A 23,191-nucleotide genomic window follows, 5' to 3' on the forward strand; every position below is an offset into this window, starting at 1 on the left:
TTAACTTAAAGAGATTTTCAGGACCGGACGATTCAAAAGGGAATTGCACCCAATTATTATTTTTTCCGAGCGTTTGCCGGGCGGTATAGTTATAGCTGAAAAAAGGTTATTCTTTTACCTTCCGGTGTTGTTATTACTATTCCCGCTAATAGCAGGGGGGTGGCCTGTTATTACCCGGAGGAAATATGTCTTTCAGATTAAGCACGATAACGCTGGGGTTATTTTCCGCGCAGATATTTATCATCTCCTGCGATCCGCTTTACGCTGAAGTCTTACAGGAATTTAATCCTGCCGATAATGATAATCGGGTCGGGGCGATAGGGGTAAGTGATGGTACTGCCCATGTGCTAACCGGTAATCAGCGCTTTGCGCCCGGCGCGAATGGCGCGCAGTCAACGCCGCTCTCTTCTCTGGCCGAGGCTGGCCGCATCGTGGGCGGTAGTGAGCTGATTGGTGCTGAGCGGCTGGATCCCGGCCCGAGGAACTTTGGCATTACCATCCCCGATGCGACCACCGGCGGCAACACGACTTTTCAGGTCTATAACCCCGATCGGTTAGTTGCGTTGCCGCCCGTGTCGTCGGCCACGTCGGTGCCGGATATCGCTAACGTGGGGGATGCGCAATATATTAACGCTCGGGTTGCCTCGGTTAACAATGGCAGTCTGGATGTCGATATTGGGCAGCAGGGCGCATCCCCGACCGCCAGTACCAACGGCTGGAGTATGGCGGCCAAGCAAACGACCCTGTTCGATGCCAATGGCAGCACAAACAGCGCCACCATTGGCTGGCTTTCGCAGAATCGCATCACCTTCTCTGCGGCGGCGGCTAACCCTGCCGTTCCCGGTACCTATCTTGTCACCGACGTGGCCACCTACAATGGCACTTTCAGCATAAGCACGCTCGATGGCAAGAGTGCTAATTTTAACGTCACCGACGCGGGCAGCTTAAAGCGCTACAATGACTGGCTTATCAGCCAGCTAAAGGCCGGTAATCTTAGCACCTCAAACTATCTGCCGGCGTTCAATCAGGCCTTTTCAACAGCGAACCAAAATATCTCCTACATCATCAGCGCGGACGACCCGGCTGATGATGTGGCGCAGCCGGTGGGCGAACGCGTGGTCATTAACGCCAGCGGCGCCAGTGCCAGGGTAAATATCGCCTCTTCCGCCCGGCTGGAAGTAGTTGGGGCAAACGGGGGCGCGATACGGGCAACAAACGGAGCCAGCGTAGATAATCAGGGCAAGGTCGCCAGCGTGGGAGGATTGGGGCAGGATAGTGCGGCCATTAATCTGGACGCCAGCAGCGGCACCAATAATGGAGTGATCAACGGCAACTTTCTGAACAGGATTGATGGCACCGGCGTCGCAACAACGGGATATAACGCTAATGGGGTCAACGTAGCCTCTGGCAGCACTTTTGATAATAACGGTATTATTAACTTCGCCTCCACCGGGAATCCTGCGGGCGGCTATACGGCAGGCATCAACCTGACCGGTGCCTCCAGCGCAAATAATTCTGGCAATATCAATGTTGGCGTGAATGGCTCAAGCGCCAGCGGCACCACATCTGGCGTCGCCGTAGATAACAACTCCCGCTTTACCAACGAAAGCAGTGGGCTAATCGTCATTGGTCGGGGAGCGCAAAATAGCCTGACGGAGAGTGTTGCCGACACGGCGGTTAATCAGAGCGAAACCACCAGCGGTATTTCCCTTACCGGTAATGGCACCGCCGTCAATAACGGTCATATTGTAATTGGCAGTCGGGTTCAGAACGCTGCCGGGCTGCTGGCAACGGGCGGTGCGAATGCTACCCTCGTTAATAATGGCATCATTGATGTTAACGGCGCAGCCGTTAGCGTGCCGCGTGAAAACGTCGGGCTGGACGTGGTGAATGCCGGAGCAAACGGCGGCATTATCAATGCAGGCACCATTAATCTTAACGGCGTAAACGCTACCGGGATGAAGGTCCTGGCGACCGACGGCCAGCAGGCTTCCGCCGCCTCGACCGGGACCCTAAACGTGGCCGGGGGAGCCGATCCCGCCAGCGGCACGAGGAATTTTGGCGTATGGGTCGAAGGTCAGGATAGCGCAGCGGCTACCGCCAGCGTTGACGGGCCGATTAACCTTTCGGGCATCGGGGCGATTGGCGTTCATGCCAGAGGAAATGCGACCGTTAATGTTAACAGCGCAGCCGTGCCCAGCTTCAGCGAGGGCAGTAGCCAGATAGCGTTTTTTGCTTATGGTCCCAGTGCGAAAATCAACGTCATCGGCAACAGTGACTTTGAAGTCACCACCACCGACTCCACCCTATTCCGCCTGGAGCAGGGGGCTGATTTCGACGGCAGCGGGCTGTCGCTGACCGCCTCCGGTGAGCGCTCAGTTGGGGTGCTGGGCACCGGGACGGGCGGTACTGAGGTGAATACGCGAGATGCTAATCTGCGGGTGTCCGGCAGCGGGGCGACCGGGTTAATCGTTGAGGGGGGGGCGAAGGGAACACTGGATGCGGCAACCCAAATCTCCCTCACGGGCGTTGGCTCGGTGGGGGCAATTGCGGATGGGCAGAAACATACCTTAGCGGGTAAAAGCAGCGGCACGGCCCGCGCTGACACTTCGCTGACCTCCAGTGCTGCACTGACATCCTCGCAAAATGGGCTGACCGGGCTGATTGCCCGTAACCGCGCCCAGCTCAACAACAGCGGAAATATTACCTTTACCGGCACGGGCGCAACCGGAATGCTGATCGAGAGCGGGGCGGCCGGCATCAATAGTGGAACGATAGCGATAAACGATGGCGGAACCGGGATTCAGATCAACGGCACCACCAGCCAGGCGACGACGGCCAGCAATGCAGGCACAATCAACATTGAAGGTGGCAGCCTGACCTCACGTACGCGGGGCGTCAGCGCGTCCGGCCAAAGCGCCACTGCCACGCTGACCGGCGCGCTGAATATGAATGGTCCGGGTGCCATCGGTGCCGAAGCGCTTAACGGCGCGCGCGTGAATGTCGCCTCAACCGCGACGCCCAGCTTTAACAACAGCGATCAGATTGCCTGGCATGCCGTCGGGGCAGGATCGGTCATCAACAGCGCCGACAGCGCCAGCAACGTCCCCACCGATCGCTCAACGCTCTACCGTATTGATGATGCCGCCTCGCTTAATTTTACCTCCCCCGCCAGTATCATCCTGAGCGGAGGCGATACCACCGGCGTTATCGCCTCCGGTCCGGGCAGCCTGTTTGCTGGCGGCAGCAGCCAGTTTATCGCTAACGGCTCGGGTGCAACCGCGCTGAGGGTGGAAGGGGGCGCAGGCGGCACGCTGGATAACGGCAGCGCTATCACCCTGAACGGTAACAACAGCGTTGGCGTGCTGGTGAACAATCTGCGAACCGATCTGAGCAATGCCCTTAATGGCTCGGCGGCCGATACGCGGGTGAGCAGCGGTGCCAGCCTGACGGGCAGCGGCCAGAATGCCGTTGGTTATGACGTCGCCAATGGCGCAGCGCTGGTGAATCAGGGCAGCGTGGCGCTGTCCGGTGCCAACAGTATCGGGATACGCAGCCGCAGCGGCAGCACGATTAGCAATTACGGCAGGGTTAACGTTGCGCAGGGAACGGGGCTGGATATCAGCGGTAACGGCACGTCGACGGCGAGAGGGGGGGCGATTAACGTCAATGATGGCGTGGCAGGCGTGCGTATCAGTGACGGCGCGCAGCTCTCGCTCGCCGGTAGCGATACCCGCATTACCACTTCAGGAACGGCGCATGGCATTCTTCTCGATAGCGGTGCGGTCGGGCTTAACGCCAGCGATGCCACGGTTAGCGTTAACGGCAGCGGCAGCGGCATTGAAAACCGCGCGGAAATTGCCAACGTCAGGTTGAATAATGTCACCCTCAACAGCGCCGATGGCAGCGGGATCCGTACGGCAGTCCCTTTCGATCCGGCCTCTACCGTTACCACCAACGTCAACGGTAGCGGAGTCGGTCTGAACTTTACCCAGGCCAGCGGTGAGGCTGCCAGCGATGATCTCATCCTGGGCAGTGGCTACCAGTTTAACGTTGGTGAGGCGGGCGGCACCGGGATAGTTGCCAACACGACAGGAAACGTCAGAACCGCCGCGAACGTTAACATTACCAGCAGCAGCGGGGGATCGGCCCTGGTGGCCGCCAGGCCAGGCTATGTGCTGAATACGGGCACATTTGTCTCGGCCAGCACCCTTTCGCCCGTGGTGGATCTACGGGGAGGTACCACCCTTTTTGAGAATCTGGGGACTATTACCGCCACCTCTCCGCTGGGCCAGGCCGTGGCAGGCAGCAATGCAGATGATGTGATCCTGCTGGAAGCGGGCGACGTCATCGGAGACGTCAACACCGGCGGGGGGAGCGATAACCTGAGCTGGACCGGGGGCACGCTCAACGGCAGCATTACGCTGGGAAATGGGGTTAACAACCGGGCATTGATTAACCACGTTGCGCTGGATCGGACGCGGCATATTACTGACGAGGGAGGCACCGAAGGCATGCTGACGTTGCAGAGCATCAGTTCGCGCGGAGGGTCGTTCAGCGCCGACGATCTGAGCAGAGGGGTAAACCTGGGCAGCGGCTGGAGTACCATCAACTTCTTCGATACGCAGTGGGAGCTGACCGATAATCTCAGGCTGGCGCACAGCACCGTTAATATTGGCCCCGGCTCCACGCTTTATGCAGGGAATGACGTACATCCGGTGATAGCCGGCGGCAGCGATAATTCGGTTACGGTCAACAATGCAGGCACGATTGATTTGACTAACGGCAGCGGTACACCGGGTAATGATCTGACCATAGAGGGAAACCTTGCCTCTATGGAGGGGAGCGTGAGGCTGAACACCCTGGTCAATGAGGGCGGTGCACTGAGTAATCAGTTCACTGACCATCTTCAGGTGGAAGGGAATGCCACGGGCACGACGCTGCTGGAGGTTATCCCCACGACGCTGAGTAACGCGAATCTGACCGACCTCAATCACAGCGGCAGCATTGAGGGCTATGAGGGGATATCGCTGGCGCAGGTAGCCGGGAATGCCAGCCCCAACAGCTTTGCACTCAAGGGGGGCTACCTGGCGCTGGGGCCATGGAGCTACCAGCTATACAGCTTTGCGCCGGGAAGCAGTGACGCGTTTCAGCGGCGCGTAGCCGGGGGAAGTGATAATCAGTTTTGGGATTATCGGCTGGCTAACGGCTATATCTGTAAAAACGGCGAGTCCTGTATCCCGCCCACGGAGGTCTCCCCCGTCTCGCCGGATCTGTGCGTGGTCAATGGGGTGAATCGCTGTGCGCCAGGCCGACCCGCCGTGGTGCCCCAGGTACCCGCATACATTTCAGTGCCGGTAGGCCTCGCGTACTATACGACGGCGATTCTGGATGATTTACACAAGCGTCTGGGCGAGCTGCGCCAGCAGTCAGCGCAGCCGGACGGCAGCGGCGGGGAGATGTTCCTGCGCTATACCGGGTCGAATATGACCTATAAAACCAGCCAGTCCTTCCGTGATTTCGGTTACGACGTGGATATCGACTACAGCGCGATGCAGATTGGCGGCAACCTGCTGCGGTTTGACGGGGTCAGCGACAGCCTGCGCGGCGGGGTGGCCTATACGCGGGGTAACACGCGGCTTCGCCCGCATGCCGCAGACGGCTACAGCAGCACCACCTTCGACAGCGACAGCGTGGCCCTGTACGGCACCTGGCAGCGCGATAACGGGTTCTATCTCGACGGTGCGCTCTCGTACGACTGGCACCGTGGTGAGACCGATATAGCCCGTCAGAAAGCGGTAGCGAAGCTGAAAGGCAAAGGCTGGACCGCCTCGCTGGAGAGTGGCTGGCCAGTTGAATTTGCCAATGGCGTGCGGCTGGAGCCACAGGCGCAGCTGATGGTCCTGCACCTGGCCATGGACAGCCTCACCGATAAGGATAATCTGACGGTCAGTTACCCCGATTATCATCTGACCACCGGACGGCTGGGGGCCAGGCTGGATCGTACCTGGACGGACGACAGTCAACGGCAATACACCCCTTATCTGCGGACCAACTACCTGAAAGGCTGGGGCGGCGACGGGAAAACCACCGTTGGCGCCAGAGGCTATGAGGATATCAGCCACACCTTCAGCGGTGGGAAATATGGTCAGATGTGGGAGCTGGGGCTGGGTGGCACCACCCGTTTTAAAAACGACGTCTCGATGTATGCGGAAGCGGACTACCGCAAAGCGATCGATGGCAACGGCGGAAAAGGCTGGCGCTATAGCATGGGCGTAAGATGGACGTTCTGAGTCTGCTGCGCGGGCTGAGTAAAGCCAGCCCGCAAAATGGCGTTTACAGGCTAAAGATCCGCTCATTCCCGCCGAAAATAATAAAAAATAATAATCATTCAATTCAAGCTCAGTCCTGCCACTGCTTCAAGGATCCATCGCATGCGAACCAATCTACCCGTTACCCAGCAGGAATATCCTTTTGACGACAGTGCGACGCTGATGTCGACCACGGATACCCACAGCCACATTACCTACGCTAATGATGCCTTTATCGCGGTTAGCGGCTTCGAGCCTGATGAGATTAACGGGCAGCCTCATAATACCGTGCGCCACCCGGATATGCCGCCGGAAGCCTTTGCTGATATGTGGGCGACGCTGAAGCAGGGTGAACCCTGGACGGCGCTGGTCAAAAATCGCCGCAAAAATGGCGATCACTACTGGGTCAGGGCCAATGCGATTCCGGTGGTGCGTGAAGGGAAGGTGCAGGGCTATATGTCAGTGCGAACCAAACCGGGCGCAGAAGAGATTCAAAAAACCGAACGGCTCTACCGCGAATTCCGCGAGGGGAAGCGTAAGGGCTGGCACTTCCATAAGGGCTTGCTGGTGCGCACCGGTCTGCTGAAGTGGACCTCAATTTTTAAAACCCTGCCGCTGCGCTGGCGTATCCGGACTACTTTGGCCGCCATCCTGCCATTCACCCTGGCGGGCGCCTGGGCGCTGGGTATGGCCGCGCAGCCTCTGAGCCTCTTTGCGGGTATCATGGCCGTGTTGCTGTTTATGGCCTGCGCCTGGCTGGAGCAGCAGGTCTCCCGCCCGATCGAACGCGTTTGCCAGCAGGCGCTTCAGGTAGCGACCGGCGCCAGTCATAAGGTCGATCAGCTTGACCGGGTGGACGAGGTGGGCACCACGCTGCGTGCCGTCGGCCAGCTGGGACTGATGTTTCGCTGGCTGGTGGATGATATCAGCGGGCAGGCCGTAAACGTCCTCAGCGGCAGCGATGCCATCGCGCAGGGGAATAACGATCTCAGCCGCCGTACCGAACAGGCGGCAGCAAACGTACAGCAGACCGCCGCAACGATGAATGAAATGACCGCGACGGTGAGAAGCAATACCGAAACCGCCAGGCAGGTGGATACCCTGTCGCAAAGTACCCGGGATGCGGCGATGCAGGGCGGGCAGGCCATGAATGACATGGTGGATATGATGGATGAGATCGCCCTCAGCTCACAGAAAATCGCCAGCATAACCAGCGTCATCGACGGTATTGCCTTTCAGACGAATATTCTGGCGCTCAATGCCGCAGTAGAGGCCGCCCGCGCCGGGGAAGAGGGTAAAGGCTTTGCCGTGGTAGCAGGGGAAGTACGCAGCCTGGCCCAGCGCAGTGCAAAGGCCGCCAGTGAAATCAAGGCTCTGGTTGAAAACAGTACGGCTAAGGTCCAGTCCGGCAGTCAGCATGTCAACGATGCCGGAAAGACGATGGAAGCGATCGTTTCCCAGGTGCAGAACGTCACCGCGCTGGTTGCTCAGATTAGCGCGGCTACCGCTGAACAGGCGACTGCCCTCAGCGAGGTCAGCCTGGCGGTGGAAGATCTGGATAATATTACCCATCAAAACGCGGCAAGGGTCGAAGAGGGCGCCCAGGCGTCGGATCGTATGGCGCGGCAGGCCACCAGGCTGGTTGAAGCGATCAGCGTATTTCGTTAGCCGTCTGGTCAGTGCTGCTCTGGCTTGCCTCCGAAACCTGCGCGTAGCTGTCATTCGCTGACCTGTCGGTCAGCGCCTTTTCCGCTCACTGAAGCCACAAAAAAAAGCAGACCTCTCGGTCTGCTCTCGGGAACGCCCTGGTGTTGGCGTGATAGAAACTGAATCAGGGTGCCTCGCGGCGGTCAGAGGCTGTCACCTCTGACCGATACTTTAATCACGTGCGTTTATTCTGTCCGACACTTATGCACCAGAAAACCCATTATTTTTAAATTATTTAGTCATCTCATGCAGCTGATTTATTAGCAAAACGTGATTGTTCCTGCAAAGAATGCGTTATCAGACACGCTTTAAGCGTCTACAGCATTAATAGTAGTTTTTTTTAAATAATTTTCCGCTTTTTAATTCTAAATGGGCAGATTAAAGCGCGCTCTTTGCATGAAATGAGCCTGCTGCGTGAGCATTGATGAGGCTGCAAGATATTATGCTAAATAATGCACGATACGAAATAGAAATAATTAGCTGTTCTACGTAAGGAAATTCCTGGTTATATTTTCCTGCCCGACTCTTCCTGTTCATGCGGCGGCCCCTTTCAGGGCCGCCGATCCGTTCACAGGCTGACGCTCTCTTTTTCTGGCTGTGCATTCAACACCTGTTCAAAGCTGCGCAGACGCTTGTAAATGGACAGCAGTTCCACCAGCGTTGTCCAGGAGTTAATCAGATACTGGAACGAGCTGCGCACCTGATCAAATACATTCGTTATCTGCGTCATCAATCCCAGGGTAATCGCGCCGGTAATGATGGAGGGAAACAGGACGAAAAGGCTAAAAACGGCATCAAGCTGCAAATAGAGGATACGGGCAATATTGAAATATAGGTAATGAAAGTAGAGGCGGAAATAGTTTTTACGCACGTTAGAAAAAAGTTTCCGTACGGTCGGCGGCGTTGCGCGCTGCGGATCATCTTCGCCATAGACCAGCTCTTTACGATAGGCGGCTTCCACCCGCTGATTACGGAAGGAGAGACCAGGAAGCTTAATGCCGATTACGGCCAGCATACCGGTGCCAAGCAGCGACCAGAGGATGGCGGCAATCACCAGCGCGTAGGGAATACTGCCCAGAATCGGCACGGTTTTCACATGCACCGACAGCGCGACCAGTACCGGTAGAAACGCAATCAGCGTCATAATCGCGTTAATAAAGCTAACGCCCATATCCTCAAGCGTGGACGAGAAACGCATGGTGTCTTCCTGCACACGCTGTGCTGCTCCCTCAATCCCGCGCAGCTGTGACCAGTGCGCCATATAGTAGTTGTTCATCGCCGTGCGCCAGCGGAAGACGTAATGGCTGATAAAAAACATATTAAGTACGTTAATGACCACCGCGATCAGCGCAATACTGAGGAAACCCGCCATCTGCGTATAAAACGTCTCAATTTTAACGGTATTCGGGTGTGACATCGCCTGCTGGATCAGATCGTAAAAGGGCTCATACCAGCTGTTGACCGCCACGCCAACCTGCACGGAAAACCAGGTGGCAAAGATAATCAGCGCCGATCCGAGCACCGACCAGCGCTGCCACGGGTGAGGGCTGAACAGGAACCACATACCAGCAAACAGGGTGACCACCACCAGATAATAGAGATAGAAAGCCAGCCCGCCCGGCGCAATAAACCGCAGCGCATTATTGGGCAATGGTGCGCTGGCATTTCCGGCAAACAGCGGCAGGTGAAGGATCCAGTCTCTGCCGCCGCCAAACCATAGCAGGATGGCAAGGGCGCTCCAGAGAACAACACTGCTGAAGAACAGCGCTGGCCGGGGGAAGAAAGATTTAAACATAGGCACTCCGCTGTTAATGTTCTCTTTTTATAACGCTTTTTAACGTTAATGGTCTCATCGCGGTTGTTTCTATTAATTTCAGCGCCGCAGGGATTGTTAATGAATTAGTGCTTTTTTGTTTGTTTTGCTAAATTATTGCTGGAAGAACTGTTAAACTTAGCCTTTGTTACCGGTAACAATGGTGATTAATACCCCTGATTTTTCAATCATTACTAAAATAGACCCTCAGGCAATCGTCAAACCCGATCGTTTTCATGCGGCTTACGCGTGAATAAGGCAATGTTATGTCGCAAGAAAAGAAGGGGAGCTCCCGCAGAGAGTTCCTGCTTAAGACTATTACCCTCGCCCCCGCCGTCGCCATTGGCACCAGCGGGGTAGGTTCACTCACCGCCGCAGCGCCTGCCATGGCCAAAGAGCCTGTTCCCAGCGGGCCTCAGCGGGCCAGAACCTACCAGCCCAGCTGGTTCACGCCGGAAGAGTATGCCTTCCTCCAGGCTGCGGTCGCCCGCCTGATCCCCGCCGACGATCGGGGGCCTGGCGCGCTGGAAGCGGGCGTCGCGGAGTATATCGATCGGCAGATGAACACGCCCTATGCCACCGGTGCTAACTGGTATATGCAGGGACCTTTCAACCCCGAGGCCGATAAGGCGCTCGGCTATCAGCTACCGCTGGTGCCGCAGCAGATCTATCGCCTGGGCCTCGCCGACGCCGACGCTGCTGCCAAAGCGAAGCACGGCAGCGTCTTCGCCAGCCTGCGTGCGGAGCAGCAGGATGCGCTGCTTGAGGCCTTTGAAGCCGGGAGCGTCGAATTCAGGCAGGTTCCGTCCACGCTATTCTTCAGCTATCTGCTGCAAAACACGCGGGAGGGCTTTTTCAGCGATCCCATCCACGGCGGCAATCAGGGAATGGTTGGCTGGCAGCTGATTGGTTTTCCGGGCGCGCGCGCGGACTTTATGGACTGGGTTGAGCGAGGTGAACGCTATCCGTTCCCACCGGTCTCGATTCGCGGGGAGAGAAGCTGATTATGGGTACTGAAATGAAAAAGGTTGATGCGGTAATCGTCGGCTTTGGCTGGGCCGGGTCAATAATGGCGAAAGAGCTGACCGAAGCTGGTCTGAATGTCGTGGCGCTGGAGCGCGGACCGCATCGTGATACTTATCCGGACGGCGCCTACCCGCAGGTAATTGACGAACTGACTTATAACATCCGTAAAAAGCTGTTTCAGGACCTGTCGAAAAGCACCGTGACCATCCGCCACAATTCAACGCAGACCGCGCAGCCCTATCGCCAGCTGGCGGCATTCCTGCCGGGAACCGGTACCGGCGGGGCAGGGCTGCACTGGTCGGGCGTTCACTTTCGCGTCGATCCCATTGAGCTGCGGATGCGCAGCCATTATGAAGAACGCTACGGTAAAAAATTTATCCCCGAAGGGATGACCATTCAGGACTTCGGAGTGACCTACGAAGAACTTGAACCCTTCTTCGATAAGGCAGAAAAAGTCTTTGGTACCTCAGGTTCTGAATGGCGCGTCAGGGGGAAAGTCGTCGGTCAGGGCAAGGGTAACCCGTTCGCGCCCGACCGATCGCAGCCTTTCCCGCTGCCCGCGCAGAAGCGGACTTTCTCGGCACAAATGTTTGCCCAGGCGGCAGAGGCTGTGGGTTACCATCCTTACGACCTGCCCTCGGCCAATACCTCCGGTCCCTATACCAACACCTATGGCGCGCAGATGGGGCCATGCAACTTCTGCGGCTACTGTAGTGGTTATGCCTGCTACATGTACTCGAAGGCTTCGCCAAACGTCAATGTGCTGCCCGCCCTGCGCCAGGAAGCGGGATTTGAGCTGCGTGAAAATTCCAACGTGCTGCGCGTAAACCTGACGGCAGATAAAAAGCGCGCCACCGGCGTCACCTATGTTGATGCACTGGGCCGTCAGATTGAGCAGCAGGCCGATCTGGTCATCCTCTCTGCATTCCAGTTTCATAATGTGCATCTGATGCTGCTCTCGGGTATTGGCAAGCCTTACGATCCGGTGACGAATGAGGGGGTGGTGGGCCGCAACTTTGCCTACCAGAACATCTCCACCATTAAAGCCTTCTTCGATAAAAGCGTCTTTACGAATAACTTTATTGGTGCGGGCGGTGCGGGCGTCGGTGTGGATGACTTTAACGCCGATAACTTTGACCACGGCAAATATGGTTTTGTCGGCGGGTCACCTTTTTGGGTGAACCAGGCAGGGGTGAAGCCGATTTCCGGCCTGCCTACACCCCCGGGTACGCCCGGCTGGGGCAGCAAGTGGAAGGCGGCGGTAGCCGATCACTACACGCACCACGTCTCCATGGATGCGCACGGTGCGCACCAGTCCTATCGCAGCAACTACCTGGATCTGGATCCCACCTACAAGGACGCCTTTGGTCAGCCGCTGCTGCGTATGACCTTTGACTGGCAGGAAAACGACATCAAAATGTCGCAGTTTATGCATGGCCGCATGCATAAAATCGCCGAAGCCATGAATCCCATGATGATCAGCGGCTCGCCAAAAATGCCGGGAACGCACTTTGACACCACCGTTTACCAGACCACCCATATGAACGGCGGGGCAATAATGGGAGACGACCCGAAAACCAGCGCGCTGAACCGCTATCTGCAAAGCTGGGACGTACCGAACGTGTTTGTGCCGGGTGCTTCGGCGTTCCCACAGGGGCTGGGATATAACCCGACTGGCCTGGTGGCCGCCCTGACGTACTGGTCGGCGAAGGCGATCCGTGAACGGTATCTGAAGGAGCCAGGCCCGCTGGTGCAGGCGTGAGGAGATCCACGATGAAAATGTTAATTTCTGCCCTGTTACTGGGGATGACCACCTGTGCCGCCTTCGCGGATGATAGCGGTGCGGCGCAGATCAAACGCGGCGAATACCTGGCACGGGCAGGCGACTGTGTAGCCTGCCACACCAAAATGGGCGGTAAACCCTTTGCGGGCGGGCTGCCGATGGCAACGCCGATCGGCACCATTTACTCCACCAATATCACTCCCGATAAAAAAACCGGCATTGGAAACTACAGCTGGGATGACTTCCAGAAAGCGGTGCGGCACGGCGTGGCGAAAAATGGCCAGACGCTCTATCCGGCAATGCCTTATCCCTCTTATGCCGTGGTGAGCGATGAGGATATGCACGCGCTCTACGCCTGGTTTATGCACGGTGTGCAGCCGGTTGAACAGGCTAATCGTAAGAGCGACATTCCCTGGCCCCTCTCGATGCGCTGGCCGCTGGCGATCTGGCGCGGCATTTTCGCCCCTGACGTTAAGGCTTTCCAGCCGCTCAGCGGGCAGGATGCGGTGCTGGCGCGTGGGCAGTATCTGGTGGAGGGGTTAGGCCACTGCGGTGCCTGCCACACGCCGCGTAGCCTGACCATGCAGGAAAAAGCCCTGAACGACAGTGAAGGCAGCGACTATCTTGCCGGCAGCAGCGCGCCCATTGATGGCTGGACCGCCAGTAATCTACGCGGCGACAGCCGTGATGGATTGGGGGGCTGGAGCGAGGATGAGCTGGTGCAGTTCCTGCGCACCGGGCGTAACGACCGCACGGCGGTATTTGGCGGGATGACGGACGTCGTCCAGCACAGTCTGCAACATCTGAGCGCGGAGGATGCAACGGCCATTGCCCGCTATCTGAAGTCGCTGGGTGCACGCGATCCGAACCAGGTTGGTTTTGCGGCCGATAATGCTGAAGCCAACGCGCTCTGGCACGGCGATGACAGCAAACCGGGAGCGTCGGTCTACATTGATAGCTGTGCGGCCTGCCACAAAACTGACGGCAGCGGCTACAAGCGCTTCTTCCCGATGCTGCGTGGGAATGCCGTGGTGCAGGCCGGGGATCCGACGTCGCTGATCCATATTGTCCTCAGCGGCGCCACGCTGCCCGGCGTAAAGGGTGCACCCTCGACCATCACCATGCCGGCGTTTGGCTGGCGGCTGAGCGATCAACAGACGGCTGACGTGGTCAACTTTATTCGTACCAGCTGGGGGAATACGGCAAAAACCCCGGTCAGCGCCCGCGACGTGGCGAAGGTGCGCAAAGAGATGGCAGAACCGCAGGGAAGCCCCAACGTAGAGAAGCTGATCGAAGTGAAATAAGCCTGAGCAGAACGGCCAGCGGGCTGGCCGTTCTGCTTTTCAACGTGTCTCCTTCTCCGCCTGGAGGCCGTTCTGGCCAGAAATGGATAGCCCCTCCAGCGCCGTTAACAGCGCATCCACCTTTGGCGTAAGCTGCTTTCTGCGCGGCCACACCACGTAGAGCGGCAGGCCAGTGACGGCCAGTTCAGGCAGAATTTGTACCAGCTCCCCTTCAGCCAGCTGTTTTTCCATCAGCCAGGTCGCCATTTGCGCCACGCCCAGGCCGGCGACGACGGCGGCAACCTGCGCTTCGCCGTCTCCCAGTGCCATGCGGTGCGGGACGGTGCGCGTAGCAATGCGCCCGTCAGGCGAGGCGATGTACCACGGGCTGGTGCTGCCGTCCACGCGGTCATAGACAATAGCCTGGTGATCGCTAAGTGATTCAAGTGAATCTGGCGTGCCGTGCTGCGCCAGATAGTGCGGCGCGGCGCAGAATATCAGCTGCTCGTTGCCCAGATAGCGAAATCCCAGCGAGGGCGGATACTCTGCCGGGCCACCGATGCGCACGGCGATATCCACACCCTCTTCAAACAGGTCAACAAAGCGGTCGGAGAAGGCCAGGCCAATCTGCATATCCGGATTCTGCTGGCAAAACTGCGTAAGCAGAGGCATTACGCTCATCCGGCCAAAGGTGTGCGGAACGGCGATCCGCAGCCTGCCGACCGGACTGGTGCGCTGTGCCGCCAGCACCGATTCCGCTTCCGCCAGCTCGCTCAGCACCCGATTACAGGTGTCGTAAAAAGCCTGTCCCGCGTCAGTGAGCGCTAGTCGGCGCGTGGTGCGCTCAAACAGCCGCGATCCCAACCGGTTTTCCAGCCGTGCAATGCTTTTACTGACGGCAGAACTGGTCAGATGCAGGCTCTCTGCGGCGGCGGTAAAGCTGCCGTGCTCAACGGTGGCCACAAAGGGCGTGATCCCCCGTAGCCGATCCTGACTGTGCATGATTGATGACTCTTATTCATTAATGATGTGAATTTATACCTGAGATAAGAATTTAATTCTCTATTAAGCTTACCGGATAATCAAAACAGGAGATAAACTATGCAACAGCGTGCATTAATCGTTGGCGTCAGCGGCGTGATTGGTACCGCCCTGGCCGAACAGCTGAACACCGATGGCTGGCAGGTTCTGGGTCTGTCCCGTGGCCGTACCGCCGTCCCGGCAGGCTGCACCTCACTGACGGCTGATTTGACCGACAGGGGGTCCGTAAAGCAGGCGCTGAAGGATGTTAAGGTCGATAAGGTCTTTTTCAGCGTCTGGGCGCGTCAGGAAAACGAGAAAGAGAACATTCGCGTGAATGGTGCGATGGTACGCAACGTGATTGACGCGCTGGGCGATGGGTTGAAAGGCGGTCACGTAGCGCTGGTCACCGGGCTGAAGCACTATCTGGGGCCGTTTGACGCCTACGGTAAGGGTGCCGTTCCGGTAACGCCGTTCCGTGAAGAGCAGGGCCGTCAGCCGGTTGATAACTTCTACTACGCGCAGGAAGATGAAGTCTTTGCGGGCGCAGAGAAATATGGCTACACCTGGAGCGTCCATCGCCCGCATACCATTATCGGCTTTGCCCTGGGCAATGCGATGAACATGGGTCAGACGCTGGCCGTCTATGCCAGCCTGTGCAGGCAGACCGGCCAGCCGTTTATCTTCCCTGGCTCGAAAACCCAGTGGGAAGGTGTGACCGACATGACCGATGCGCACGTCCTTGCGCAGCAGCTGGAGTGGGCTGCTACCTCGCCTGCTGCCCGGGATCAGGATTTTAACGTCGTCAATGGCGACGTCTTCCGCTGGAAGTGGATGTGGAGCGAGATTGCCAGCTACTTCGGCATTGAGGCGGCGCCGTACCCGGATGAGATGCAGCCGCTTGATGGCCGGATGGATGCCGCGCCCGGGCAGTGGAAAGCGATTGCCCAGCAGTTTGATCTGAAAGAGGACGACATCAGTCGTCTGGTATCCTGGTGGCATACCGACGCCGATCTGGGCCGTCCAATGGAAGTGATCACCGATATCAGCAAAAGCCGCAAGGCGGGCTTCACGGGCTATCAGTCTACCCGGGATGCGTTTATCACCCTGTTTGATAAGCTGAAAGCGGAAAAACTGATCCCAGCCTGATTCAGGCGGCGCTGCGCGCGGTGAATTCCGCGCGCAGCAGGCCATAAAAAGCGCTGTCCCAGCGCGCCTCTCCTACCGCTACGCATGCCCGCCTGACCCCCTCACGCACAAATCCCAGCTTTTCGTAGGTGCGCACCGCCGCCCGATTCTGCGGATAAACAACCAGCTCAAGCCGTTCGATAGCGGGATCCTTAAAGGCGGTATGGATCATGACGTTCAGAAGTTCGCCCGCCAAACCTTTTCCTCGCAGCGCCGGATTGACGGCCACGCGGCACAGGCAGGCAAGATGGTTCTCCCAGTCGAAGCTCAGCTGCGCTACCGCCGCGAGCCGGCCGTCACGTCGCGTGGCAAAGGTGAGCAGGCGTGCTGGCTGCTGTTCATCGGAGTCAAGCAGCGTACGCATAAATCCCGCCGTCAGCGGCCAGGTGACACCCGGCCCGGCCCACTGCGTCACCGCCTCCTGGGAGGAAAACCAACTGCGCAGCTCGCTCTGATCTGCCGCGCGGAAAAAGTCGATGTGCATGCTCTTGCTCCTCTCTGATTTATGCTGGGTGGCCAGGGCGAAAGAAAAGTTCAGTGTTGCCATCTTATTTGCAACGACTGTTTCCTGATGGAAACAATGAATCTAAAAGATGCTTAATTGTTGCGAATACGGGCGGGGAGGGTAGGATGGCTTTAACAGGTTATGCCGCCCTCCACCTGCACAAGGGAGGGGCGCAGACTGACACTCTTAATTTATGAACAGGCAGGTGTGCTCATGAGTAATAAAACCATTCACTGGAACGGCGGCTTACAGCCAGAAGCGGTAAAAATTCTGTCTGCTGACGGCGGGATGATCGTTTGCCCAACCAAGGTGGGCTACATCATTATGACCTCTGATGCCAAAGGTCTGGAGCGTAAGTTTGACGCCAAGCAGCGTAACCGTAATAAGCCGGGCGTGGTACTGTGCGGTTCGCTGGAGCAGTTAAAAGAACTGGCTCAGCTGAACCCGGAAATTGAGTCCCTGTATCAGCAGCACTGGGATAACGATGTGCTGCTGGGCTGCATCCTGCCGTGGAAAGAAGAGGCGGTGGCGCGCATTCCGGAAGATGGTTCGAAAGAGCTGATGATGGATCGCCGTCAGACCAGCTGCTTCGTGATTAAATTCGGCGTACCCGGTGAAAATCTGGCAAAAGAGCTGTGGGAAAATCACAGCAAGTTTTCATTCGCCAGCTCTGCTAACCCATCAGGTAAGGGTAACCGCGGTCTGGTAGAAGGCATCGGTGAGCGCATTGAATCACAGGCGGATCTGATCATCGAAGCCAATGACTACGTGAAATCTATCCAGCCAAACGAATCAGAGAAGACCCGCTACGAGCAGGGCGTGATGGTGGCGATGGTGGATGAGAGCGGCAAGCTGGTGCCTGAACAGAAGGGTGAGCGCAATATTACCCCCTGTCCGGTCCTGATCCGTAAGGGGCTGGACGTGGACAAAATCATGTCCATGCTGTCTGACACCTTCACGACCTGGGATTACCGCCACGGTAATTACTACTGATGTCAGCGCGGGCGGCCCATCGCCGCCCGGTCAAGCCTGAGCAGTATCCACCTGCAACGCCTTCTGCAACGCCTCCATAAACAGCCTGACGCGCGGCGATATTACGCCCTCATGACGGTACAGGATGTACGAGCGGTACAGATCCATTTCCCATTCCGGCAGAACCCGCTGAAGCCTGCCCGCCTTTACTGCGGTCTGGGCGATATAATCCGGCAGATAGGCAACGCCGGTTTGCGCAATCGCAGAGTTGACCAGCGCGGTACTGTTATTGGCACGGAAGCGGCTGCGAACCTCAATATTTCGTCTCTGCTTGTCCTTTTTAAACGGCAGCGAGAGCGTATGCGCCGGACCGCGGAACAGAATAAAGTCATGGCGCGGCAGATCGTCCGGCCCGAGGATGGGGGCGAAGCGCTGAAGGTACTCGGGTGCAGCATAAAGTCCCCAGCTGATATCCATCAGAGGTTTAGCGTTCGCCTCCGCAGGCGCATCACGGCGGATAACAATCGCGATATCGACATTATCTTCGACCAGGTTGACGGGGCGATCGGTTAGATCCAGATCCACGCTGACGTGCAGGTTATTGGCCACAAACTGGTTCAGCACCGGCACAATACACTGGCAGCCAAAGGTGACCGGGGCCACAACGCGCAGGCTGCCGGTCGGCTCTTCATGATACTGGCGTATGAACAGTTCGGCGCTTTTCACCTCGCTTAAGATGCGCGCGCAGTAGTGATACCAGGTCATGCCGACCTCAGTTACCTGAATTTTCCGCGTGGTGCGTTGTAATAACCGGGCACCGAGGCGTATTTCAAGGGCCGAGATCTCCTTACTGACCGAGGACTTCGACAGCCCCAGGGCCTTCGCCGCGTCGGTAAAGCTAAGCGTCTCCACCACTCGGGCAAAAACGATCATCGCGTGCAGGTTTTCAACATCGCTCATGGTCGCGCTCCTTCTGGCTTTTCACGGCGGCTTTCACCCTCATCGGTCTCCGCCGTAGAGGTTATCAGGTGGCAGGGGCGGGCGTCTGTCTGTCAGTTATTGAGGGCCGTAGCTTAGAGGGTGGGCGGGATGAAGTAAATATTTAAGAGCAGGGTTTTCCCCGTTAATATTTATTCTCAATACAGTTAATTATACATTAATATTTTGCCGATAAGGGTTGATATATCCGCCAGTGAATGAGGGTAAAGCAAGGTAATATTGTTTATGTTTTGAAATATAGATTCATGTCAGGTAATAAAATCATCGGCTTGCATTATGAGACGAGGGTACTATACTGAACGCTTAAATTAAAAAATACACTGCAAACATTGTCGATATTAATTGGCATCAGGAGGTTTTTATCACTTTTAATCAAAATGACCTGATCGTTGACAATAACCGTACTGATTATGAGGCCTGGTATAACGACTACGAGGCCAGCGCAGATGCGCAGCCCGAACCCCAGCCGGAGCCGATTAGCGGCCTCCCCGCGCCGGATATCCTGACGCCGTCCGACCGCTATCAGGAACTGTTTTCGGCGGTACAGAGCGCCCGTATATTCACCGACAGTAAAACCTTTGCGGACTGTGCGCCAAAAATTGAGCCGGAACGTATTTTATATCGTTATTATATCCAGCGTGAAGAGGCCGATTTTAATCTGCTGACCTTCGTGCTGGAGAATTTTGATCTGCCGCGGGCCCACGACAGCCGCTATATTTCAGATCCTGCGAAAAATATGGGGCAGCATATTGACTCCCTGTGGCCGGTGCTGACGCGTCAGCCTGAGAAACATTCTGAGTTTTCTTCGCTTCTGCCCCTGCCTGAACCTTATGTGGTCCCGGGCGGGCGCTTTAGTGAAACTTATTACTGGGACTCCTACTTCAGCATGCTGGGCTTCGCCGCCAGCGGCCGCGACGATCTGATGCGCAATATGGCGGACAACTTCGCCTGGCTGATCGATACCTATGGCCATATCCCGAATGGCAACCGGACTTATTATCTCAGCCGCTCTCAGCCGCCCGTTTTTGCGATGATGGTCGAACTGTTTGAAAAAGATGGCATTAAGAAAGCGAAGCGCTACCTGAAACAGTTAAAACGTGAACATGCTTTCTGGATGGAAGGGGCTGACTCCCTGACGCCAAACGAAGCTTATCGCCATGTGGTGATGCTGCCAGGCGGCGAGGTGCTTAACCGTTACTGGGACGATCGCGATACGCCACGCGATGAATCCTGGATTGAGGACGTGGAAACAGCCCGAAATTCTTCACGTCCTGCCAGTGAGGTCTACCGCGACCTGCGCGCCGGAGCGGCTTCCGGCTGGGATTTTTCCTCACGCTGGCTCAGCGAGCCTGGCCGCCTGGAAAGTATCCATACTACGCGCATTGTGCCGATCGATTTGAACGCGTTTCTCTATAAGCTGGAAACCACTATCGCCCGGCTGGCCGCGGCGGATAACGATCTGCTGACGGCGGAGCAGTTCCAGCAGAAGGCAGTGCGTCGCCGCGCCGTCGTGGATAAATACCTGTGGGATGCAGAAGCCGGACTTTATCGTGACTATAACTGGTGCGACCGTGAAAAAGGCATGTTCTCTGCGGCCGCCGTAACGCCCCTTTACGTTGGGATGGCCGGTTATGAGCAGGCAACCCGTATGGCGGCGGCAATTCGATCGCATCTGCTGGCTCCCGGTGGGGTGCTCTCGACGGTAGACGAAACTGGCGAGCAGTGGGACAAGCCTAACGGCTGGGCGCCTGTGCAGTGGATGGCGATAGAAGGGCTGAATCACTACGGCGAAGAGCTGCTGGCGAAAGAGATCGCCACGCGCTGGCTACAGATTGTAGGCGCAACCTACGATCGGCACCATAAGATGGTTGAGAAGTACAACGTCGCTGGCCGGGCGCCGGTGCTGGCTGGAGGGGGAGAATACCCCCTCCAGGACGGCTTTGGCTGGACAAACGGTGTGACCCGCCGCCTGCTGGCAATGTACCCGGATGCCATGCCCGCGCGCTAAATAGCTGATGCGCATCCCTGTGTCCCGCAGTAATTGCGGGCTGGTGCGTATCTCAGTGTCTCGTAGTCATTGCAGGCTGAGACTTTTATGTGTCTCGCCGTAATTACGGGCTGATGCGCTCCTCAGTGTCTCGCATTCACCTCAGGTGATCTGCTTTTCTACTCTCAGGTCATCGCAACTGGGCGCAGGTCTGCCTGGACGGATTATTCCTTTCCGGCCTGCGCCCGCTCGCGACGATTACCCATAATCTGATGCAGGTTCATCTCGATCCAGTCGGCCAGTCCCGTTACCTGACCCCGCACCTCCTGTCCCAGAGGAGTAAGACGATACTCTACGTGCGGCGGAACAACTTCCCACGCAATACGCTCGACGAATCCGTCTTCTTCCATAAACCGCAAAGTCTGCGCCAGCATCCTTTCGCTGACGCCACCAATTTTTTTGCGCAGTTCGCCGAAGCGAAGCGTTTCCTCCTCCAGCGCCACCAAAACCAACAGGCTCCAGCGGCTGGTCAGACGCTTGAGCACCTCACGCGATGGGCAGTGAGTGTTCAATAGCTCACCGCGACGAAACTTTTCACTCAGGGTAGAGAGGGGCTGCGCGGATTCTTTTTTCATACTAACATTCCTGTGCGTACTTACTTTTAATTAGTATATGACTTAGGCTGGTAAGGTTAAAGCACATTCGCGGTCTCTGAGCCGCGGAAAAATTTCACTACGCCATAAGTAAGGAGCACATGATGATTGCTGTTACCGGTGCAACAGGTCAGCTTGGCCGTTTAGTCATTGATGCATTATTAAAATCGACGCCAGCAGGTGAGATTATTGCCGTCGTACGTTCACCTGAAAAAGCCCGCGATCTTACCGCCCTGGGTATAGATGTCCGTCAGGGGGATTACACCCAACCTGAAACGTTGCTCAGTGCCCTTAACGGGGTAACGAAAGTTCTGCTGATCTCCTCTAACCAGCTGGGCGAGCGTGAATCGCAGCATAAGGCGGTGATTGCTGCCGCCAAAGAGGCCGGGGTGAAGCTGCTGGCCTATACCAGCCTGCTGCATGCCGACACCACCCCCATGGGCCTTGGGAAAGAGCATCTCGCGACCGAACGGGCATTAATCGCCTCCGGCGTGCCCTATGCCATTCTGCGCAACGGCTGGTACACCGAAAACTATGCGGCCAGCATTGCTCCGGCGATGGCTCACGGGGCCTTTATTGGTGCCGCGCAGGAGGGGAAAATCGCCTCTGCGAGCCGTCAGGACTATGCTGAAGCCGCTGTTGCGGTTTTGACGCATGAAAATGCGGCTGGAAAAATCTATGAACTTGCAGGCGATAGCGCATATACCCTGGCGGAATTTACCCGCGAGATCGCCAGACAAAGCGGCAGGGATATTCACTACATTAATCTGCCTGAAGCCGAGTTTGTCGGGGCGTTAAAAGACGCCGGGTTGCCCGATGCGTTAGCGGAAATGCTGGGTGACTCCGATGCCAGCGCGGCGAAAGGGGCGCTTTTCGATGACAGTCATACTCTGAGCCAGCTGGTGGGCCGTTCTTCCACGCCCTGGCAGGAGGTAATTAAGGCGTTTATTAATCAACAATAACGCCCTGAAGGTAACCCGCAGCCCCAGGGCTATTCCCCTGTATTGATTCGATCTTAATCTCAGGGGAAAGGGATGCGGGTAAAATAGTTACGGGTGTTAACTAATATATTTGAAGGAGTGACTCAAATATCTTGAATATCGGTTAAACAATGAATATTGCACTATGGTTAATACTCATTGTTTAACTAAGGCTTTTGCGCATGTCTGTATTAAAAAAGATTACCCTGCCGCTACTTATTGGTACCGCACTTTACTCACAGTTTTCTGCCGCCGCGCCAGAAAGCTACGCAATGGATTCAGGCCATACCTCTGTTGTTGTCTCCTGGACCCACTTTGGTTTCTCGCATCCGACCGCCGATTTATCGAACATAACCGGTAATATTGATTTTGATGCAAAAGACGTTACTCATTCAAAAGTGGACGTTTCCATCCCGGTTGATACGATCAACACCCATGTCGATGCGCTGACCAGCGAATTTAAGGGAGCGGATTATTTCGACGTGGCGAAGTTCCCGACTGCGACCTTTAAGAGTACGAAGGTGGTCAGCAAAGGGAAAAATAAAATGGACGTCTACGGCAACCTGACTATCCGGGATATCACCCGCCCTGTTGTCCTGCATGCAATATTGAACAAGCAGGGTATGCACCCGATGGTGAAAAAAGAAGCAGTAGGATTTGACGCAACCACAACGTTCAAGCGCTCAGAGTTCAAGCTGGATAAGTATGTGCCAGCAGTAAGTGATGACGTCGTACTGACGATTTCGACAGAAGCCTACGCAAAATAAATTTGCGAAGGGCAATTAACCGCCCGATGTTTCGGGCGGTTAGCCGCTCCAGGTACGAAAGGGTTCAACTGAAGGTAAAATGAGCCACGCTCTGATCAATACGCGATTGCATCATGTTATAAGCTTAATGTTTGTCCTGGCAGGGAATGATCCCGGCTTAGGGTAATGTTTGCGCCATCCTGCCATGAAATAATATT

The 23,191-nt window shown here is 56.5% G+C and carries 15 protein-coding genes; 10 read left to right on the plus strand and 5 right to left on the minus strand.

Going from position 1 to position 23,191, the window contains the following annotated elements; all coding sequences use genetic code 11:
- Nucleotides 1–185: 185 nt before the first annotated feature.
- Both AAGR22_RS02060 and AAGR22_RS02065 read left to right on the plus strand, forming a co-directional pair.
- A complete protein-coding gene (locus AAGR22_RS02060) occupies nucleotides 186–6,293 on the plus strand; it encodes an autotransporter outer membrane beta-barrel domain-containing protein (protein ID WP_345829966.1) in 6,108 nt (2,035 codons plus the stop codon).
- 141 nt (nucleotides 6,294–6,434) lie between these two features.
- On the plus strand, nucleotides 6,435–7,979 hold the full coding sequence (locus AAGR22_RS02065) for a methyl-accepting chemotaxis protein (protein WP_345829967.1): 1,545 nt from the start codon (nucleotides 6,435–6,437) through the stop codon (nucleotides 7,977–7,979).
- 607 nt (nucleotides 7,980–8,586) lie between these two features.
- Here the strand turns inward: AAGR22_RS02065 and sbmA are convergent.
- Nucleotides 8,587–9,813: a peptide antibiotic transporter SbmA gene (gene sbmA / locus AAGR22_RS02070; protein ID WP_345829968.1), complete on the minus strand. Its 1,227-nt coding sequence runs from the start codon at nucleotides 9,811–9,813 to the stop codon at nucleotides 8,587–8,589.
- Nucleotides 9,814–10,097: 284 nt separating this feature from the next.
- Between sbmA and AAGR22_RS02075 the strand changes: the two genes are divergently transcribed.
- From AAGR22_RS02075 to AAGR22_RS02085, 3 genes are read left to right on the plus strand one after another with little or no spacing between them, the layout of a single operon-like run.
- Entirely contained in the window at nucleotides 10,098–10,835 is a 738-nt protein-coding gene (locus AAGR22_RS02075) for a gluconate 2-dehydrogenase subunit 3 family protein (protein ID WP_345829969.1), read from the plus strand.
- Nucleotides 10,836–10,837: 2 nt separating this feature from the next.
- Complete coding sequence (locus AAGR22_RS02080) at nucleotides 10,838–12,619, plus strand: GMC family oxidoreductase (RefSeq protein ID WP_345829970.1); 1,782 nt, start codon at nucleotides 10,838–10,840, stop codon at nucleotides 12,617–12,619.
- An 11-nt stretch (nucleotides 12,620–12,630) separates the two neighbouring features.
- Nucleotides 12,631–13,944 carry a cytochrome c gene (locus tag AAGR22_RS02085; RefSeq protein WP_345829971.1) on the plus strand — a complete coding sequence of 438 codons (1,314 nt, stop codon included), beginning with the start codon at nucleotides 12,631–12,633 and terminating at the stop codon, nucleotides 13,942–13,944.
- Nucleotides 13,945–13,983: 39 nt separating this feature from the next.
- Here AAGR22_RS02085 and AAGR22_RS02090 read toward each other — a convergent pair whose 3' ends face one another.
- On the minus strand, nucleotides 13,984–14,928 hold the full coding sequence (locus tag AAGR22_RS02090; RefSeq protein WP_345831532.1) for a LysR family transcriptional regulator: 945 nt from the start codon (nucleotides 14,926–14,928) through the stop codon (nucleotides 13,984–13,986).
- Nucleotides 14,929–15,024: 96 nt separating this feature from the next.
- Between AAGR22_RS02090 and AAGR22_RS02095 the strand changes: the two genes are divergently transcribed.
- Nucleotides 15,025–16,092, plus strand: a complete 1,068-nt coding sequence (locus tag AAGR22_RS02095) for an SDR family oxidoreductase (protein WP_345829972.1) — start codon at nucleotides 15,025–15,027, stop codon at nucleotides 16,090–16,092.
- 1 nt (nucleotide 16,093) lies between these two features.
- Here the strand turns inward: AAGR22_RS02095 and AAGR22_RS02100 are convergent, their stop codons facing one another.
- Nucleotides 16,094–16,615, minus strand: a complete 522-nt coding sequence (locus AAGR22_RS02100; protein ID WP_345829973.1) for a GNAT family protein — start codon at nucleotides 16,613–16,615, stop codon at nucleotides 16,094–16,096.
- A gap of 234 nt (nucleotides 16,616–16,849) precedes the next feature.
- Between AAGR22_RS02100 and AAGR22_RS02105 the strand changes: the two genes are divergently transcribed.
- Entirely contained in the window at nucleotides 16,850–17,629 is a 780-nt protein-coding gene (locus tag AAGR22_RS02105; RefSeq protein WP_345829974.1) for a Sua5/YciO/YrdC/YwlC family protein, read from the plus strand.
- A 30-nt stretch (nucleotides 17,630–17,659) separates the two neighbouring features.
- Here AAGR22_RS02105 and AAGR22_RS02110 read toward each other — a convergent pair whose 3' ends face one another.
- Nucleotides 17,660–18,568, minus strand: a complete 909-nt coding sequence (locus tag AAGR22_RS02110) for a LysR family transcriptional regulator (RefSeq protein ID WP_067704364.1) — start codon at nucleotides 18,566–18,568, stop codon at nucleotides 17,660–17,662.
- A 424-nt stretch (nucleotides 18,569–18,992) separates the two neighbouring features.
- On the opposite strand from AAGR22_RS02110, the gene treF reads away from it, so the two are divergent.
- Complete coding sequence (treF, locus tag AAGR22_RS02115) at nucleotides 18,993–20,615, plus strand: alpha,alpha-trehalase TreF (RefSeq protein WP_345831533.1); 1,623 nt, start codon at nucleotides 18,993–18,995, stop codon at nucleotides 20,613–20,615.
- 203 nt (nucleotides 20,616–20,818) lie between these two features.
- Here the strand turns inward: treF and AAGR22_RS02120 are convergent, their stop codons facing one another.
- On the minus strand, nucleotides 20,819–21,229 hold the full coding sequence (locus AAGR22_RS02120; RefSeq protein ID WP_067704358.1) for a helix-turn-helix domain-containing protein: 411 nt from the start codon (nucleotides 21,227–21,229) through the stop codon (nucleotides 20,819–20,821).
- Between the two features lie 122 nt (nucleotides 21,230–21,351).
- On the opposite strand from AAGR22_RS02120, the gene AAGR22_RS02125 reads away from it, so the two are divergent.
- Nucleotides 21,352–22,209 (plus strand): SDR family oxidoreductase, encoded by an 858-nt coding sequence (locus AAGR22_RS02125; RefSeq protein WP_345831534.1) that lies wholly within the window; start codon nucleotides 21,352–21,354, stop codon nucleotides 22,207–22,209.
- Between the two features lie 200 nt (nucleotides 22,210–22,409).
- The gene (locus AAGR22_RS02130; protein ID WP_345829975.1) at nucleotides 22,410–22,994 is read left to right on the plus strand and encodes a YceI family protein; all 585 of its coding nucleotides are present in this window, start codon (nucleotides 22,410–22,412) and stop codon (nucleotides 22,992–22,994) included.
- Nucleotides 22,995–23,191: the final 197 nt, after the last annotated feature.

The organism is Erwinia sp. HDF1-3R (assembly GCF_039621855.1).
Classification (GTDB): Bacteria; Pseudomonadota; Gammaproteobacteria; order Enterobacterales; family Enterobacteriaceae; genus Erwinia.